This is a genomic window from Leptospira idonii (genome assembly GCF_004770995.1).
Taxonomy (GTDB): domain Bacteria; phylum Spirochaetota; class Leptospiria; order Leptospirales; family Leptospiraceae; genus Leptospira_A; species Leptospira_A idonii.
Genome location: NZ_RQHW01000047.1, coordinates 698574 through 715081, shown reverse-complemented (window position 1 = coordinate 715081; position 16508 = coordinate 698574). Strand labels below are relative to the sequence as shown.

Sequence of the window (16508 nt, the reverse complement as noted above, 5' to 3'; positions counted from 1 at the left end):
ATAAGGGTAACAAATCTATTGCTATAATGCAAATAAATAGGAATTATATAATATATAAGCAAAATTTATATTAAGTGGCAGGAATATGGAATTCAGACAAGTTCGTTATTTTTTAGAAATCATAGAAAAGGGAAGTTTTCAAAAAGCTGCCGATTCTTTGGGCCTCACTCAGCCGGCTTTATCCTCTCAAATCGCAATTTTGGAAAGAGAGTTCGGAGAAACGATTTTAGAAAGGGGGCCCAGGGAAATCAAACTCACATACAAAGGAGAGATTTTTCGAAGTTATGCGGAAAAAATGAAAGAACTTTGGAGAAACTGCGAGGAAGATATGAACCGTATCGATTCCGAAATCAACGGCAAATTTTCAGTCTCTGCAGGAGGAACCGTTTCCGCATGGATCCTTCCTAAAATCATCAAACAAATATTAAATGAAAATCCTCGTCTCAGTCTTTCCGTGATCGAGGGAGATGCATCCGAAACCAAAGATCTTGTATTGAGCGGAAAAGCGGATCTGGGAATTTTAACAGGCCCTGTAAAAGACCCCCATTTGGTCACAAAAGAATTTTTAGTGGATGAGATTGTTCCTGTAGTTTCCAAGTTTCATCCTCTTTCCGGAAAAACGAAAATCACGGAAAAGGATGTAAGGAAGGAACCTTTTATTTTTTTTCATCCTGCATCCGCAGTCCGAATCGCATTGGAAAAAAAATGGAGAGCGGAGAAAATATCTTTCGATCCCAAGATATTGATGGAACTCAGAAGTGTGGAATCCATCATAAAATCAGTGGAAGAGGGGTTGGGGATCGGGTTCATCTCCCGATTTTCCGTTTCTGAAAATTTAAAAGTGCTGCCTTTGCAGGAACTAGCTGCGGAGAGAAAGTTTTTTCTTTGTTATAAAAAGAACTCCCGCTCCGGTTTATTATTGTTAGTGGATGCTATCCTGAAATGGAGAGATAGTTTGTGATTAATCTTTCCAAACTTCGAATTCAGGAAGCCATTTTACGGGAACCCATTCTATGATTTGATATTCTGCCACTCCTTCTTTACAGAAAGGGTCTCCGTTGCAAAAGTCTTGGATTTCTTCTCTCGAATTGCCTCTTGCTAGAAGCACCCCTCCCGAACGAGGGTTTTGCGGTCCTGAGGCCAATAAAACTTTTTTTGCATAGCCGGTGGCAAGATACTCTCTATGTACAACTACGAACTTTTCTACGGTTTCCAAAGGAACCAGGTAACGAAGTAAAACTACAAAATGTTTCATGAATACCAGCCTTTTCCTGGTTTGTTTCGAAACGTAGCAAAAAATTAAAACTCTGTAGTGAAAGACTGCCCGTTTCCTTGGCCTAAAGTCTGAGACAAAATTCCATGCGCGGAGGCATTCAATAGTAGAGAATAAACCGATTGGTCACAGAAGAAAAAAAGAGAAATCTCCAAATGAGAACGATCTCCTACAAAATAAAGCCTATGGTTTTCTATATCGATGGATTCGATTTCGGAATAAAGAATGGATTTTCCTGAGTAACGAACTTCATCGGAAGTGAAGACGATCTCTTTTTTTCTAACGCCTTGGTAATATACATAAGCGATCGGAAAGATCCCTGCGAACACAGTGACTGCTAAAAATATAATTTCGGTTATGCTAGGTGGAAAATCTTCCCAATAAAAAACGGAAAGCTCCAGCATAGAACCTAAACTTAAATTGGCGATAAAAAACAACATTACCCCGAATACGATCCCTAAAATCTTCAAAAAACCAGGGTTATATGTGGAAGAGATGATATTGTTTCCGTTTTCTTGCCGCCAGTGCAGGGATTCTGAAGCGGGGAAATTCGGTATGGAGAATGAATCGTAGTTCGGATGATTTCTTTTATGAAAAGGAACATCCAATTCGTGTGATTCCCTTTTCTCTCCTTTTTCATCCGTCAAAGAAAGCCGCATCGTTTTTGCGAAAACTTCGGCATAATTTCTGATCTTCAATCGATCCGTTGATTCCGCCAAAACGATTTCTTTGTTATGCGGAGATACTACCGTATAAACGGTAACTGTTCTGGATCCGTTTTTGCTTTTCACCGTATAAGTGTATCTGGATTGTTCTAAACCGGAAATTTCGGAAAAGGAAATAGAACCGATTTCCTTTTTTCCTTCATAGAAGGTGATTTTTTTTTGGCTCGGGTCTAATATCGTTTTTTTGCTTCTGCCTGCGATCATCCATGCGATGAGTGCAGGTAAAAGGAAAAAGGCAAAAAATACAGGAATGAAGATGATGAGACCTGAATCCAATTCCTCCAGGTCGGAAAAAAAAGAGGAGATGAAAAAGCCGATCCCTGCCGCAGCTACGATAGAAAATACAACCGCAAAACTTTTGGCGATTTTACTTTGGGAATGTTTATGGTCGAAGAATGTGATCGTATCTTTCATACTGCTTCGCTCGGCTCCATAAATAAATAACCTTGCGAATATTCGATTCCCATATCTACGATCGTTTTTTGGATTTCTTCGTTGGAGACGAATTCTGCCACAACCTTGGCTCCTATCCCATGCGCTAAATCGACGATTCCTTTGACGAGTAGGGTGGCGGTTTTGTTATGTGGCAGCTCTTTTATAAATCGTCCGTCGATTTTGATATAGTCCGGATCGATTTCCAGAAGTCTGGATAAATTAGAATATTGGACTCCGAAATCATCGATTGCAATTTTGCAGCCTAATTCTTTCAGATCTCGAATCGTAGTCACACTGTTGATGTTTTCCGCAAAACTCACATCCTCCAGAATCTCAAAGGTTACCCTTTTCGGGTCGATTCCGTAATGGGCAAGCCTTGCCTGCACCCATTTGCTGAAACTTTTGTATTCCAGTTCCGCTTCCGTTAAATTGATCGAAAATTCGTAGTTTTTGTCTTTAAAATAATTCATAGAACCATCGATCATCTGTAAGCCGATGAGTCTGATGGATCCGGTCGCTTTGGCTAAATCTAAAAATACGGAAGGAGCTAGAAATCCGTTTTTGTCTCTGATTCTTGCCAAACATTCGAACTTTGTAAAAGTGTTCGTTTTGTTGTCTCTAATCCCTTGAAAAAAAGGAACGATTTCCTTATTCTGGATGGCGTTTCTTATCTTTTGGCTCAATTGAAAGTTTTGTAGATGGTGATCCGTAGAAAGTTCGTCACTGTAAGATACGAAGGATGAGGAATTGCTTCCTTCCGCCTGAAATAACGCCAGCTTCGCCTTGTAATACGCATCTTCCCTTCCTGTGGCCGAGGAAAAAAAACAATTGAGGTGAAAACTCACTTCTTCCAGAACGATGTCATCCGCTTTCAAAAGCAGTCTGAAATTTTCCACATTGGCGACTAAGTTTTCTTCTTTCTCCATGGAGAGGATGGCAATTTCGTCCTCGTACAGGTGATATACGGTCCCTCCTGCCTGCAGATGAACGGATAACATTTGTAAAAACCTGGATATGATTTTTCTGTAGATTTCGATACCGAAATTTTTGATGATGGTGGGGTAGGTTGTGATTTTGATCAGAACCAACGACAAGGAATCGAAGGTTTTTTCCGGATCTGCCAGCAGTTTGATCAGGCTTTCAAAATTAGGAAAGTTTGTCTCTGGGTTGAAATAGAGGGACTTTTCGAGCTCTTTGTTTTTTTCTTCCAGGGATTTATCCATATAAAAGGAATCAATCGCCTGTTTTATGGTGAGTTCCAAATCGCTCGCATCCCAGGGTTTAGGAAGGTAACGGTAGAGGCAGCCGTGGTTGAGCGCATTTCCTACTGCTTGTGCGGGAGCTTGTCCGGTCAGCATGATTTTTTTCGTATTCGGGTTGGTCGCCTGCAATTCGATGAGAAATTCGTCTCCTTTTTGCCCCGGCATCACCTGATCGCATATAACAACTGGTATGTCTTCACCTGCGGAATTGATTTCTTGAATGATTTCCTTTGCAGATTCCGCACTTTCGGCGGTTTCAATCGTATATTCGTTTCCAAATACTTTTTTGAGTTGTTCTTTTAAGTTCCAGAGGATGAAAAACTCATCATCTATGCAAATTATATATCGTTTCTCTTCCAATGATCATTCCTAATTGCGGGCAGGTTGATATGACTTCTCAAATTTGCAAATTGGCAAGAAATATTTAAGATTGACATTTTTTCGAGATCGGATTTAATCTATCCGTTCCATTCGCTGTGGGACATGTTTCAATCTACGAGGACAGGAATGAGTTCTAAAAAAATTTACGTGGGTAACTTAAAGTTTTCCCTAAAGGAAGAAAATATCAGACAGATTTTTTCTGTGTATGGTGCGATCCAAGATTTAAAAATGATCTATGATCGTGAAACAGGAAACTTTCGAGGTTTTGCATTTATAACATATGCTAGTAATGAGGCTGCTGAAGATGCGGTAGCTCAAATGAACGGGCAAGAAGTTGATGGGCGGAATTTAAAAGTTACCTTTGCTGAAGATAAAAGAAAAGAAAAACAACCTTAAATTTCTCTTTTCTCCTATTTGCCTTTTATTATAAGAGGGAGGATGTCTCCCTCTTCCTCCTTTTCCTCTTCCCCCGTACATCTCTTGGAAGATTATTCTTCCCCTAATTGGGTCACTCCCAAAGCGCATATCCGATTCGATTTGGATGTGGAGAACACCATAGTTCGTTCCGAATACACCGTTCGCTGGAATGGCGTACAAAATGTCACAACTTTGCCATCGTTATTCCTGAACGGGGAGGGGATGGAGTTTCTTTCTCTCCGAGTGGATGGAGCGATCTGTGATCCTGAGGAGTTCGAACTGACGCCGACTGGCCTCTTGTTACGTGAACCTCCTTCTAAAGAATTTCTTCTCGTAGTGGAAAATAAAATCTCTCCCAAAAGAAACACCGCTCTCGAAGGTCTTTACCTTTCCGGATCTATGTTGTGCACTCAGAACGAACCGGAAGGATTTAGAAAAATCACTTATTCCATCGATCGCCCGGACAATATGATCGCTTTCACTGTCAGTCTGGTGGGAGAAAAAGAACTTTTCCCAGTGCTTCTTTCTAATGGAAATCCTGTTGCAACCAGGGATTTAGGAACCAAACAGGAGGCCGTTTGGGAAGACCCTTTTCCTAAGCCGAGTTATCTTTTCGCAGTGGTTGCTGGGGACCTAAAAGAGGTCTCCGATACATATACCACACTCTCCGGAAGAACCATCCAATTGAAGATTTTTGTGGAGTCTGGGAACCAAGAAAAAACCGAATTTGCCATGTATTCTCTTAAAGAAGCAATGCGCTGGGATGAGGAGACCTTTGGGTTGGAATACGATCTAGATCTGTATATGATCGTTGCCGTAGACGATTTCAATATGGGAGCCATGGAGAACAAAGGGCTCAACCTATTTAATTCCAAATTGGTTTTAGCGGATAAAAAATCGGCAACGGACGAAACCTTCGAATCCATTTTGGGAGTGGTTGCTCATGAATACTTTCACAATTGGACGGGGAACCGAGTCACTTTGCGAAACTGGTTCAATCTTACCTTAAAGGAAGGATTGACCGTCTTCAGAGACCAATGGTTTACGGAAGATAAAACCGACCCAAGCGTCAAAAGAATCAAAGACGTACTTTTTCTAATAGACCATCAATTCCCGGAGGATGCAGGACCCATGTCCCATCCGATTCTTCCCAAATCGTATGTAGAGATGAATAATTTTTATACGGTCACAGTGTACGAAAAAGGTTCGGAAGTGATTCGTATGTTATCCGTTCTTTTGGGAAGGGACGGTTTTAAAAAAGGTCTCAAATATTATCTTTCCACCTATGACGGGCAAGGTGTCACTTTCGAAGAGTTTGTTTCTTCTATGGAAAAGGCGAACGGTAAGGAGTTGCCTTTGTTTCGAAATTGGTATCATCGAAAGGGAACTCCTTTGATCCAAGTTCGCGAAGAATGGAAACCAGAAACGGGGGAGTTCCGTCTTCATTTTTCGGACTCGGAAGATTCAGAACTCGGACTTATGTTTCCTATTCCTGTCGCTTTATTCGATGCAGAAGGCAAAACTTTGCAGGATGAGACTCTTACGATGCAAGGTAAATCTCTCTCTCATACTTGGAAGGGATTTGTTTCCAAGCCGACTGCCTCCGTCTTCCGGAATTTTTCCGCACCTGTGAAAGTTTCTTTCGAGCGAAATGAAAAAGAGGCCGCCTTTTTGGCCAGAACGGAAACGGACGGTTTCTCTCGCTTTTTTGCCTTCCAAGAAGTGATTCGGGAAAAGTTCGGAATTTCCTTGGGTTCTTCCAAAAAAATCGACAAACAAGTGATATTCGATATCTTTTCCCATACTTTGCAGAAAAAGGACAGTTTCCCCAAGGACTATCTCAGTTATTATCTGAGTTTTCCCGGACTCACCAATTTGGCGGAATCCCTACAAACCTTCGACTATGAAGAGATTTATGCACAAAGGGTTTTGTGGCTGAGAGAAATTGCAGATCATTTTCTTCCTGAGTTTCAGGAACTTTACGAAGCAAACAGAAATCACAATCCGAATCAGAACAGAGAGGAGATCGGCAAACGAAAACTGAAAAACATCGCTTTGTACTATTTATTTCATTCTTCTTTGGATTCCAATCGATTGGGAAATTTGGCGCTCAGCCAACAGAAAAATGCGAAACATATGAGCGAAGAGCTTGCCGTATTGCGTTTGTTCAGCGAGATGGGACATCCTCTTCAAGAAGAAAGTTATCTTACTTATTTTGAAAAATGGAAAAACGATTCTTTGGTGTTGGACTATTGGTTTTCCGTGCAGGTGAGTTTTAGAGACAATGCGCTTTTGAAGGCGAAGGAACTTTTAGAACATTCCAAATTCAATTGGAGTAATCCCAATAAGGTGAGATCTCTCATCGGTGCTTTTGCGAGAAACCCTTTGTCCTTCCATAAAGCGGATGGAAGCGGTTATCAATTTCTTTCCGAGTCAATCATTCGGCTGAATGCGATCAACCCTCAAATGGCGGCGGCTCTTGCTAAATTGTTCCAAAGTGCTTGGTTGCAGTCCGGAAAACGACCTACATTCGCTTCGGAGCAATTGAAGAAGATTTCTGAAATTCCCAACCTTTCCAGAGAATTGGGGGAAGTTGTTTCCACCATTCGAAAAGGTTGGGGCGAAAAAGTGTAGATCTAATACATGGAAGAGATCAGTGATTTGTATTTATCATGAATCACATTTCTCTTCATCTTGTATAGATTGGTGAGTTCGTCTCCCACTTCCATCGCTTTCGGTAGAAAGCGGAAGTCGGTGAGTTTTTCGAACGATTTGAATCCGTTTTCAGAAGAGATTTGTTTTTTGATGATGTTCTGATAGAAGTTTCTCACTTCCTTGTTTTGGTTCAAGTCTTCCCCTTCCTGGAAAGTGATTCCTGATTCTTTCAATCTTTCTTTGTCGGGCCAAATCAAGGCTGTGAGTGATTTTTGATCCTGACCCACAACGATCACTTGGTTGATGTGTCCGTTTTCCAAAAGAAGGTTTTCTATCGGAACCGGTTCTACGTTCTCTCCACCTAATAAAACTACAGTGTCTTTGACTCTTCCTCGGACGGAAAGAGTGTCATTGAAAGAAATGAAACCTAAATCTCCAGTGTTCATCCATCCGTCTTTTAGGGTTTTGGAAGTGGCTTCCTCGTTTTTATAATACCCTTTCATGACTTGAGGTCCTTTCACATGGATGACCCCCATCTTTCCTCTAGGAACCACTTCTCCTTGCTCATTGAGGATTTTCACTGCAGTTCCTTCCGGCCAAGCACCAACGGAACCTTGGATCACTTTTCCTACGGAACGAACGGAAATGATAGGAGCGCATTCCGTCATACCGTACCCTTCGTACACCGGAATTCCTATGACATTGAAAAATTCATCCACATGAGAAGGAAGAGCTCCTCCACCCGAAATCGTTCCGTGCAATTCTCCTCCCAATACCTCTCTGATTTTTGAGAATACTACTCCGTCCAAAATTTTCGCAGGAATGAATAGATTGATGGAACTAGCGAGAGCTACTGCGGTATTTTTCGCTCTTTCGAAAGGAGTTTCCTCCGTAACGAATAGTTTGTTGCCGGAGAGGTAATCGGAACCGTCTCTCCATTTTTTGCAGACATCGTATGCGAATTCGAACAACTTTCTTTTGTTATCCGGCGCTTTTTCCAGCTTTTGTTTGATTCCCAAATAAAGGTTTTCCCAAAGCCTAGGTGCGGATGCCATAAAAGTAGGTTTGATTTTCACGAAATCGTCTCTTAGGTCTCTTACGTTCGTATAAGCGATGCTTGCTCCTTCCGAAAGAACGGAGTAATCGATCGCTCTTTCGAAGATGTGCCAAACGGGGAGTATCGATAAGGTTCTGTCTCCTGTTGCTAAACCCACTTTAGGCGGAACTTTTAGAACGTTATAAACCATATTCTGGTGAGTGAGCATCACTCCTTTCGGCATCCCTGTGGTTCCTGAAGTATAAATGATTGTGAACAAATCGTCCGGTTTGACTTGTTTGGCTCTCAGTTCCAAAGAAGGCAGATTTTTTCTAAGAGATTCTCCGTCCTTGATGAGATCTGCCATGGAGTAAACATTTGCATCTTTAGGTTTGAAGTTGGGATCTAAGATGATTGTTTTTTCCACTTTTGTGGAAGGCAGAATCGGTTTTAAGGATTCGTACAATTTTTCATGTTCAACGAAACAGAATCTGCTTTCCGAATGTTCCAAGATATATTGAATTTCTTGAGGAGTGGAGTCGGAACCTCTCGGAACATCTATCGCTCCGTTCAAAAGCACCGCCATGTCGGCAATCGCCCATTCTGTACGGTTGTCCGCCATAAGACCGACTCTGTCTCCCGGCTGAAGGCCCAATTGTAGAAGAGATAGGCCTAGGTTTTCCGCTTGGTGGAAAGCGTCGCCGAATGTAGTTCCCTTAAATACTTTCTTTTCGTCCTTAGCAAGGAAGGTTTCTCTCGAACCGTAGTTCTTTTTTGCGTAGTAGAAAATATCATTGAGGGTAGTGAAATTTTTCATTCTGAAAATGGCTCCGAATTTGATTCCTAGAAGTTTTTACTATTTTGTTCTCTGTTCAAGTAATATTTTATTTTCAATTTCTTTCCTTCTTTGGTTTCGAAGAAGGAGAAGAATGCTGTTTCTTTTTCTGCCCAGGGAAGAAGTTCCGGATCGGATTGAAGTGCCTGTTCCAAATAGAATTTCCCTTCGGATTGTTTTTGAAGTTTGTAGTGCGCCAAAGCCAATTTGAAGGAAAGTACGGATTGATATTCCTTTTCCCAACCGAAATCCCAAGATTTTTTCAAATCAGAGAGTGCCGCTTGGTCTTTTCCCAAAGAAAGGGAGCAGGAACCTCTGTAATAATAATAAAAGAATTTTGCAGCGGGCTGCAGCCTTCTTTCGTTTAATCTTTCTAAGCTGGCAAGACAGGAAAGAGGATCGTTGTCCTGGTATTCTGCCAAGGCTAAGTTCATCACTAGTTCCGGGTTTTCTTCTCCTTTATCTTTTTGATAGACCTCTGCTGCCTGCCTATAGGTTTTTTTGGCACCTTTGGAATCATTGGAAAGATAAAGCTGATAGTAACCTTTGTAAACGAGTATATCTAAGGAAGTTTTTTCACATATAGGAATATTCAAAAATTCATCCAAACTACTTTTGAAGGATGTATAGTTTTTCGTATTGTATTCGATTCTGGCTAAGTCTTTGAGAAGGGAACAGGTTCTGGAGGATGGTTTGTTGAATTCTTTTTTTAAGGAGTCAATGGCTCTTCTGTACATGGTTCCTGCCAGTGCGAAATTTTCTTTGAGTTCCGCTTCTTTGGCTTCCTTTTCCTCTTTTTCTCCCACACCGTCGCAATGAGTCGGTTTTCCAGATTCGAAATAACAAACTCTTTCTTTGAAACCGTTTTCATTTTCATCATATTCGATTTTGGAAACCAGACATTTATCGAAATACCACCATTCGTCGATTCCACCGATCTCGTTTCTGTCTTTTGTGATTTCTTTCGGGCAAGATTTCCCCTCGTATCTTGTGAAAGAGTCTTTTTTACCTGATTTGGATTCGTCCTCTTCCGAAAAATAAAGATTCCAAGATTTATCAAAATGATCCCAACGATAGGGTTGAAAGGTTTTTCTATTATAATAAAAATCGATTTTAAGGAACGGCTCGTCCTGCCTGAGTCTAGTGAAACAGGAAAATAAGTTTTTTCCAGCCATGATCTGAAGACTGATGTCTCCGTAGGCATCACTTAACGCATAACGAATGTCTTCTCTCAGTTTGGGAGCAGGGTAGTTCGTATGATACTTTTCCAGAAACTTCTGGCAGAAGGAAAAAATTTCGTGATTGGTCGTGTCTTTGGTTAGGACTTGAGGTGCTTCATCTCCGAAACGAAATTCCAAACGTTTGGGAGATTTATCCGATAAAAGAAATTCTTCTTTGGTGTCCTGAAGAGAAGACCAAAGTTCATTCAAGGAAATGGATTCCGCTCTTGTGGAGAAAAAACAAACGAGAAAGAACCATACAAAAAATGAATTTTTATACGGAGAAAGAGAGAACAAAGTTTTATGTTTTGTTTTTCAGATAGAGATCGAAAAGAATCGGGTTCTCATAGGGATTTCCTATCTTACGAATCGAAAACAGTTGAAGGAGAGGTAGACCGTTTTCCAGGTAGAACGCCGCATGATCATTGTTATAGCGTATAACTCCTATCTCTTGAGTTAAGTTTCCGCCTTTGGCAATCGTATGTTCGATGATGTCTTCTTCGTAAAGTTCTTTGTCGTATTTGTCTTTTAAGCCGGTAAAAGCGTGCAAAACGAAATTATCGTCCTTAGGAACCGGCTGACCCAATCGAAGTAGTTTTCCATCGAGTGTCAAAGTGAAGCCTTTTTGTGAAAATTCTTTGGCGGTTTTGTCCCAAACCCTGAATTTGATATCGTATGCCATAACTCTACGCCAATCATTTCTCCTCCCTAAGAGAAGACCAAGGAAATTTCAAAAAATTCCTTGGTAAATCTACTAAAGTTTGCAAAATCGGTTGGTATGAAGGTGGTCACTGTTTCAAATATCAAAGGGGGAAGTGCCAAATCCACTACGGCCATCCACCTTGCCGATTCCCTTTCCCGCCGAGGTAAAACACTCGTCATCGATATGGATATGCAGGCAGATCTTACCGATTTTTTTCTGCCTCATCATTCTACCGAAGCCATTGAAGAAAAAAATGTAATGAGCCTGCTTCTCGGCAGATCCAAGATAGAAGACGTACTCATCAAAGGGAAAACGATCGATATCATTCCTTCCACTCTTACTCTTTCCAAATTGGTTCGCATTGCGGAAGATCCTTTTTTTCTTTCTCAAAATTTAAAGAAGGCGATCGATTCCGTCAGCAAAGAATATTCCTATGTGGTTATAGACACTCCCGGTTCCGCAAAATACGAACTAACAAGCGCTTTGTACTGTGCTAATTTGGTTTTGATTCCTGTTACTCCGAGCAAATGGGCCATTCGTGCAGTCAATTTATTATTGGATGAAATCTCTCAAACCGAGTCTCTTTTCAGTGCCTCTAAAAAATCCGCCTTTCTTCCTTGTCTTTTCGGAACCTCCAAAAAACACAGAGAGATATTGGAACGTCTGCGTTCCATTGAAGAAATCCCTACCTTAAACGAAATTCCCAAATCGGAATCGATCAAAACGAAAACAGAAAAACACGAATTTTTAAAGAAAGATTCCAATCCTTGGCATGCGTTTGACGTGTTAGCCGATGAGGTGATTCGAATCGTAGATCCGGAAAATCGATTTCCTTTTTTGGGATAAAAATCCCTTTTCATGAAAACGAAACCCTTCCAAGAATTATATCTGACTTTGGAAAACGTCAAACTTCGTTTTCGAAAGTATCCTGGCAAAACTTCCAAAAATCCGATCCTGCTCATCCACGGGCTTTCCGGCAACTTACAGTTCATGCATCGAATTGCTACCGCACTCGCTCCTTTAGGGAGAGATGTGTATTCTTATGATTTAAGAGGAAGGGGGAAGTCGGATAAACCGGAAGGGATTTATGGACCTGAAATCCATGCGGAAGATCTGAAGCAGTCAATCGAAGCTTTAAAGTTAGGTGCTGTAAGTATCGTCGCTCACTCTTTGGGCTGTTGGATTTGTTTGGCTTTGGCTGAAAAAAATGCAAACCTCATTTCTAAGTCGGTTCTTCTCGACGGAGGTGCCGTTCAGCCTATTTTGAGAAAATGGCGCAATCTACAAATGGTGCGTTTGTCCCTCACTCGCATAGGAAGATTTTTCTCTCAAAAGGCCGATTATTTTCAAGAGATCCAAGATTCTCCCTTTATTTCCGCTTGGAATGATTCCATTGAACAGATGTTTGCGTATGAGTTGGAGAAAACGGAAAAAGGATATACTTGCAGTCTTCCTTCTTATGTGATGGAAGCGGAATTAAACGCATTGGGAGGAAGTTTAACCAATCGAACGCTGGTTAAGAATATATTCGTTTCCCCGTCTGAATTTTTAAATAAGCTGAAAAAAAATAAAAATCTTCCTTACTCCAAGCTTACCTGTCCTACTTTACTTGTTCGTGCTTTGCGGGAAAACCTTTCCCCATCGGATGAGATGATTCCCGATCCTTCCTACCAGAGAATGCTGTCAGAGATTCCGAACGTAAGAGGGCTGACTCTTCATGAATGCAACCACTATCAATTCATCATAGAGGATTGCCCCGTTTTAGATCGGGAAATGATTTATTTTTTGAGATGATAGTGTTGTTGCGTCCTAGTTGTTCTATATACTTTTACGAAATTGTATTCGAAAAACGATAAAATTCTATAGCTTGGAAATAAAAATATGAACCAAACGATAATCACTTTCTTTTTGCTTATTTTAAATATTAGTTTATATGCTCAGTCTTCAGACTTAACTTCCCATTCCCCTTTAAATGAATTTCCGAAACATTTCAAAAAAGGTATTCTTAATTGGGGTGTAGATTGTGAACATTTTGAATTCAAAGAAAATGGTTCGTTCATTTATAAATTTACCGGCGATTGTAAAGGCTGGGGGAGAAAAATTGAAGGTAAATGGAGTAAAAATAAAGATAGAATGATTCTTTCTGCTAAAATGATGGAAGGCCCAAGTGAAGAAAATGGTCAATGCGCTGGCTCCTACTATCATACAAATACGAAAAAAGAAAAAAATGAATGCATCAAAAAATACAAAGCAGGAATTCTGAAAAATTTTCAAGTGTATCCCGCAATTTTTGAATTCACAGGATTTATCCATTTGGATGAAAACAAAAAAGCAATTGTAACAATAAAAACTAATTTAAAGAATAATAAAAATCTAAAAGATAAACCAGGCTTTCTCAATATTGATGCGGATTCATTCGGAGAATTTGATGGCCACTCAATGGAGTAATTAAATCAATTCAAAATTTATTCTTCGCTTAACAAAAGGTTTTAAACATGTCTTTTATAATGATTTGCAATGACCCCGGATTTAAAAGTTTTCGAACTCAGAAGATCTAATTGAAAACCCTCCTGCAACTTCAGAGTATCGAATAACTTAGGGCCGTTTCCTACGATCACAGGATGGATTACGAAATGATATTCATCAATCAGATGGAGTTGAGAGAGTTGAGAAGCAATACTCAAACTTCCTACTAGAATATCTTTTCCTGTTTGTTGTTTCAATACTGTGACTTCATCAGCCAGATTGCCTGTCGCTAATTTCGTATTTTTATCTTCAATTTGTTTCAATGATTTTGAAAATAGAACTTTCTCAAGAGAGTCGAACACCAGAGCAAACTCATTCGAGGAAGCATCTTCGCTTTGGCTTTTGGCGATATCTGGCCAATAGGGTACCATCAATTCGTATGTAACCCGCCCATAAAGGATGTGGCTTCCATGAGACAAGAGGGCAGTGAAATATCTGTGCACATCTTCATCGGGGAGCATTCCCGTATGGCCGAAATAACCGTCCAAGGAAAGATTGATTCCAAAAATGACTTTTCTCATAGATTTGTTTGTAAAGGAATCACTAAAAAGGGAAAGCAGAAATTGGCAGCTTTCGTAGCGAACTACTTAAAATTTTAGTAACCTAACCTAATTTAAATAAATAAATACACAGAGGGATAAATCCGATGGAAAGAGCCATAAAAATGGAAACTCTCAAGTAATTGAGTTTCTGCCAAACGGATGCCTTCGATAGCAAGTTTTCTTCCTTGGATTGTGTTTCTGCAATTTTTTGAAACCGTATGATGTTCGGTGCGAAATAAGAAACTGTCCAGATACGGACTGCAAAATGAATTGCAAATAAAATCAACAGCCAATGTCTTATAAGTTCTATTTCCCAGCAAAAAACAATGGCAAGAATGAAAGTAATCTCATGTATAGAATGAAATACGATCCAGAAAGTTTTCAGACCGGTTCCTTGTCCGTCCAGTAAAAGTTTGAAATTGTTTGGAGGAGAGTCTGTCCATTTGGGAACAAAGACTAAGGTTTCAAAAATTTGGGCTCCATTCATTAGAAAATAAACGAGTGTAGTCGTAAAAAGCCATAATTCTGCTTTAGATAAACAAGATATTGTTATATTTTCCAATTGAATCTTCCTCTGTATTGTTTAATTTATTCGTTGTTTCTTTCATGATGAGAGTCGCTTCAGTAAAGTATTTCTCAATGGTTTGAATTTCTGCATCGCTAAAAGAAGAGATTAGGGCGGTCGTTTTTTGTTGCAATTCGTTGAAAATCGGCTGAAAGAGTTTCATGCTGTTTTCCACATTGGGAACGATCATTACCTTTCTTCTGTCATCTTTGGTGAACTGCCTTTTCAATAGTTTTTTCTTTTCCAAACGGTCTACTAAACCTGTAACCGCACCTGTTGTCAGTCCTGTCATTTTGGCAATGTCACCTGCAGTCAATTCTTTGTGCGGAAGTATAAGTCCTAAATATTTATGATCGGTGCCCGATAAACCTGCTTTTCTCGCAATCGCTTCATGCATAAAAATGGAAGCATCTGAATACTGTCTGCTTGCGATCCTAAACTTTTCGATTGTTGCATTCGACTGTTTTTTTCTCATTAGATAAATATCTTAGTAACAAAGATATTTAGTTTGTAAACAATATTTTTTGAAGTTCGTAATCGATTTTTCTGAAAACTGAACCGTCCATTTTTGGCCGGATGTCCTCGTCGGAAATGGTTTTTGAAAGGGTTTCTTGGACGAATCAGATGTTATTGAATGCTAATTGGATTCTAGGTATCTTGGGGAAAGGTTCATATAGGATCGGATCCTGCTATCATACAGTCGTTTTTTGAATTGAATTCTTCCTATTTTTCAATTGCCAGATGATGCGGTCATAATTTGATGAAAGCTATCGTTCCAGTAAGAGGTAATTATGTTCGGTGGCGGCGGCGGAAATAAATTTGAAATGTTAAAACAAATGAAGAAAATGCGATCTCAGGTGAAAACCATGGAGAAAGAACTCGCAGGATTGAATTTTGTGGGAATTGCAAAAAATAAACTTCTTTCTGTTACACTCGATGGAAAATTCCAAATGAAATCCATTCAAATCGAAGACGAATTGATCGAGAAAAAAGACAAAAAACTTTTGGAGAAGTCAATTCAAGAAGCTTATGCAAAGGCTCTGCAAGATGCACAAGCAGGAGCTGCAAAACAAATGCAGGCGATGGGCGGTTTTCCCGGTTTAGGAATGTAACAAAAACAAACGCACTTGCCTCCGGAAAAGAGGCAAGTTTTTCTTTCGATTACCCTGCGGCTACGATTTCTACTTCTACTCTTCTGTTCGCACCATCTTCCGGCTTTAATCCAGTAGCTGGTTGAGAAGATCCAAAACCTTTCACTTCTCCGATTCTTTTCGTTTCGATTCCGTTTCCTAAGATCGCAGACTTAGCAGTTTCTGCTCTGGATTGGGACAACTTGACGTTATTGTCTTCCGCTCCCGTTCTGTTTGCGTGACCTGCGATATTGATTTTAGTTTCAGGATAAGCAGCAAGAGCTTCCGCTAACTTGTCGATGTTTTCTTTTCCTTTACCTTTTAGGTCGGCTTTTCCGTCTTCAAAGGAAATTCCTCCGTCCATTTTTACGAGAAGGGCTTCTGTTTCTCCGCTGCCGCCTTTAGAGGCAACTTTTTCCAATTGAATTCCTTCTTTGGACATTTGCTCGGACATATTGTCGTACATAGTATTCAGATAAAAGCCTGTTCCCAAACCTGCCAAACAACCGGCGCCTAGTCCGATAATTTTACCCTTGTTTTGCGGCTTTTTCTTTTCTAAAGCAAGCGCTTGTTTGATTTGTTTTTGAAAGTCGTTCTTTGTGTTTTTGCTTTCTTTTTTTCTTTGAACTTCGTCGTAAACGGCACCTAATGCAAGTCCTGTGGCACAACCGATGGAAGTACTGAGGATCAAACGTTTTGCATTGTCCGAAAGGGAACATGAAATGGAAGAAATTAAAGAGAGCGTTGCCACTCCAGCGATGATTTTGTTCAAGGGGAATCTCCTAAGATATTTGGTAGATGAT

General features: G+C 40.2%; 17 protein-coding genes. 7 read left to right on the top strand and 10 right to left on the bottom strand.

Features of this window, described 5'->3' with window-relative positions; all coding sequences use genetic code 11:
• Nucleotides 1-85 precede the first annotated feature (85 nt).
• Nucleotides 86-961 carry a LysR family transcriptional regulator gene (locus tag EHS15_RS15335; RefSeq protein WP_135761422.1) on the top strand — a complete coding sequence of 292 codons (876 nt, stop codon included), beginning with the start codon at nucleotides 86-88 and terminating at the stop codon, nucleotides 959-961.
• Here the strand turns inward: EHS15_RS15335 and EHS15_RS15330 are convergent, their stop codons facing one another.
• The 3 genes from EHS15_RS15330 to EHS15_RS15320 are packed head-to-tail and all read right to left on the bottom strand — an operon-like array spanning nucleotide 962 to nucleotide 4055.
• Complete coding sequence (locus tag EHS15_RS15330) at nucleotides 962-1255, bottom strand: YciI family protein (RefSeq protein ID WP_135761421.1); 294 nt, start codon at nucleotides 1253-1255, stop codon at nucleotides 962-964. It abuts the gene before it with no gap.
• A 44-nt stretch (nucleotides 1256-1299) separates the two neighbouring features.
• Entirely contained in the window at nucleotides 1300-2412 is a 1113-nt protein-coding gene (locus tag EHS15_RS15325) for a hypothetical protein (RefSeq protein ID WP_135761420.1), read from the bottom strand.
• Nucleotides 2409-4055 carry an EAL domain-containing response regulator gene (locus EHS15_RS15320; protein ID WP_135761419.1) on the bottom strand — a complete coding sequence of 549 codons (1647 nt, stop codon included), beginning with the start codon at nucleotides 4053-4055 and terminating at the stop codon, nucleotides 2409-2411. Before EHS15_RS15320 ends, EHS15_RS15325 begins: the two co-directional genes overlap by 4 nt.
• Before the next feature lie 147 nt (nucleotides 4056-4202).
• Between EHS15_RS15320 and EHS15_RS15315 the strand changes: the two genes are divergently transcribed.
• Together EHS15_RS15315 and pepN are read left to right on the top strand one after the other, a co-directional pair.
• Nucleotides 4203-4472 (top strand): RNA recognition motif domain-containing protein, encoded by a 270-nt coding sequence (locus EHS15_RS15315; RefSeq protein WP_135761418.1) that lies wholly within the window; start codon nucleotides 4203-4205, stop codon nucleotides 4470-4472.
• Nucleotides 4473-4514: 42 nt separating this feature from the next.
• On the top strand, nucleotides 4515-7127 hold the full coding sequence (pepN, locus tag EHS15_RS15310; RefSeq protein ID WP_135761417.1) for an aminopeptidase N: 2613 nt from the start codon (nucleotides 4515-4517) through the stop codon (nucleotides 7125-7127).
• A gap of 2 nt (nucleotides 7128-7129) precedes the next feature.
• Here pepN and EHS15_RS15305 read toward each other — a convergent pair whose 3' ends face one another.
• The 3 genes from EHS15_RS15305 to EHS15_RS15295 all read right to left on the bottom strand — a co-directional run bounded on the left by EHS15_RS15305 (nucleotide 7130) and on the right by EHS15_RS15295 (nucleotide 10921).
• The gene (locus EHS15_RS15305) at nucleotides 7130-9001 is read right to left on the bottom strand and encodes an AMP-dependent synthetase/ligase (RefSeq protein WP_135761416.1); all 1872 of its coding nucleotides are present in this window, start codon (nucleotides 8999-9001) and stop codon (nucleotides 7130-7132) included.
• 26 nt (nucleotides 9002-9027) lie between these two features.
• Entirely contained in the window at nucleotides 9028-10449 is a 1422-nt protein-coding gene (locus tag EHS15_RS15300; protein WP_135761415.1) for a tetratricopeptide repeat protein, read from the bottom strand.
• 91 nt (nucleotides 10450-10540) lie between these two features.
• The gene (locus EHS15_RS15295; protein ID WP_135761414.1) at nucleotides 10541-10921 is read right to left on the bottom strand and encodes a YopX family protein; all 381 of its coding nucleotides are present in this window, start codon (nucleotides 10919-10921) and stop codon (nucleotides 10541-10543) included.
• Between the two features lie 60 nt (nucleotides 10922-10981).
• Between EHS15_RS15295 and EHS15_RS15290 the strand changes: the two genes are divergently transcribed.
• The 3 genes from EHS15_RS15290 (at nucleotide 10982) to EHS15_RS15280 (ending at nucleotide 13390) form a co-directional block, all read left to right on the top strand.
• Nucleotides 10982-11788: a ParA family protein gene (locus tag EHS15_RS15290; protein WP_246052193.1), complete on the top strand. Its 807-nt coding sequence runs from the start codon at nucleotides 10982-10984 to the stop codon at nucleotides 11786-11788.
• A 12-nt stretch (nucleotides 11789-11800) separates the two neighbouring features.
• A complete protein-coding gene (locus EHS15_RS15285; RefSeq protein ID WP_135761413.1) occupies nucleotides 11801-12736 on the top strand; it encodes an alpha/beta hydrolase in 936 nt (311 codons plus the stop codon).
• Between the two features lie 87 nt (nucleotides 12737-12823).
• Nucleotides 12824-13390, top strand: a complete 567-nt coding sequence (locus EHS15_RS15280; protein ID WP_135761412.1) for a hypothetical protein — start codon at nucleotides 12824-12826, stop codon at nucleotides 13388-13390.
• A gap of 41 nt (nucleotides 13391-13431) precedes the next feature.
• Here the strand turns inward: EHS15_RS15280 and EHS15_RS15275 are convergent, their stop codons facing one another.
• From EHS15_RS15275 to EHS15_RS15265, 3 genes are all read right to left on the bottom strand, one after another.
• Nucleotides 13432-13989: a dihydrofolate reductase family protein gene (locus EHS15_RS15275; protein ID WP_135761411.1), complete on the bottom strand. Its 558-nt coding sequence runs from the start codon at nucleotides 13987-13989 to the stop codon at nucleotides 13432-13434.
• An 82-nt stretch (nucleotides 13990-14071) separates the two neighbouring features.
• Nucleotides 14072-14572 carry a transposase gene (locus EHS15_RS15270; RefSeq protein ID WP_135761410.1) on the bottom strand — a complete coding sequence of 167 codons (501 nt, stop codon included), beginning with the start codon at nucleotides 14570-14572 and terminating at the stop codon, nucleotides 14072-14074.
• Nucleotides 14541-15050 carry a MarR family winged helix-turn-helix transcriptional regulator gene (locus EHS15_RS15265; RefSeq protein WP_135761409.1) on the bottom strand — a complete coding sequence of 170 codons (510 nt, stop codon included), beginning with the start codon at nucleotides 15048-15050 and terminating at the stop codon, nucleotides 14541-14543. Before EHS15_RS15265 ends, EHS15_RS15270 begins: the two co-directional genes overlap by 32 nt.
• Before the next feature lie 316 nt (nucleotides 15051-15366).
• Between EHS15_RS15265 and EHS15_RS15260 the strand changes: the two genes are divergently transcribed.
• Nucleotides 15367-15687 carry a YbaB/EbfC family nucleoid-associated protein gene (locus EHS15_RS15260; RefSeq protein ID WP_135761408.1) on the top strand — a complete coding sequence of 107 codons (321 nt, stop codon included), beginning with the start codon at nucleotides 15367-15369 and terminating at the stop codon, nucleotides 15685-15687.
• A gap of 49 nt (nucleotides 15688-15736) precedes the next feature.
• On the opposite strand, the gene EHS15_RS15255 is transcribed toward EHS15_RS15260, so the two are convergent.
• The gene (locus tag EHS15_RS15255; protein WP_135761407.1) at nucleotides 15737-16477 is read right to left on the bottom strand and encodes an OmpA family protein; all 741 of its coding nucleotides are present in this window, start codon (nucleotides 16475-16477) and stop codon (nucleotides 15737-15739) included.
• Nucleotides 16478-16508 lie beyond the last annotated feature (31 nt).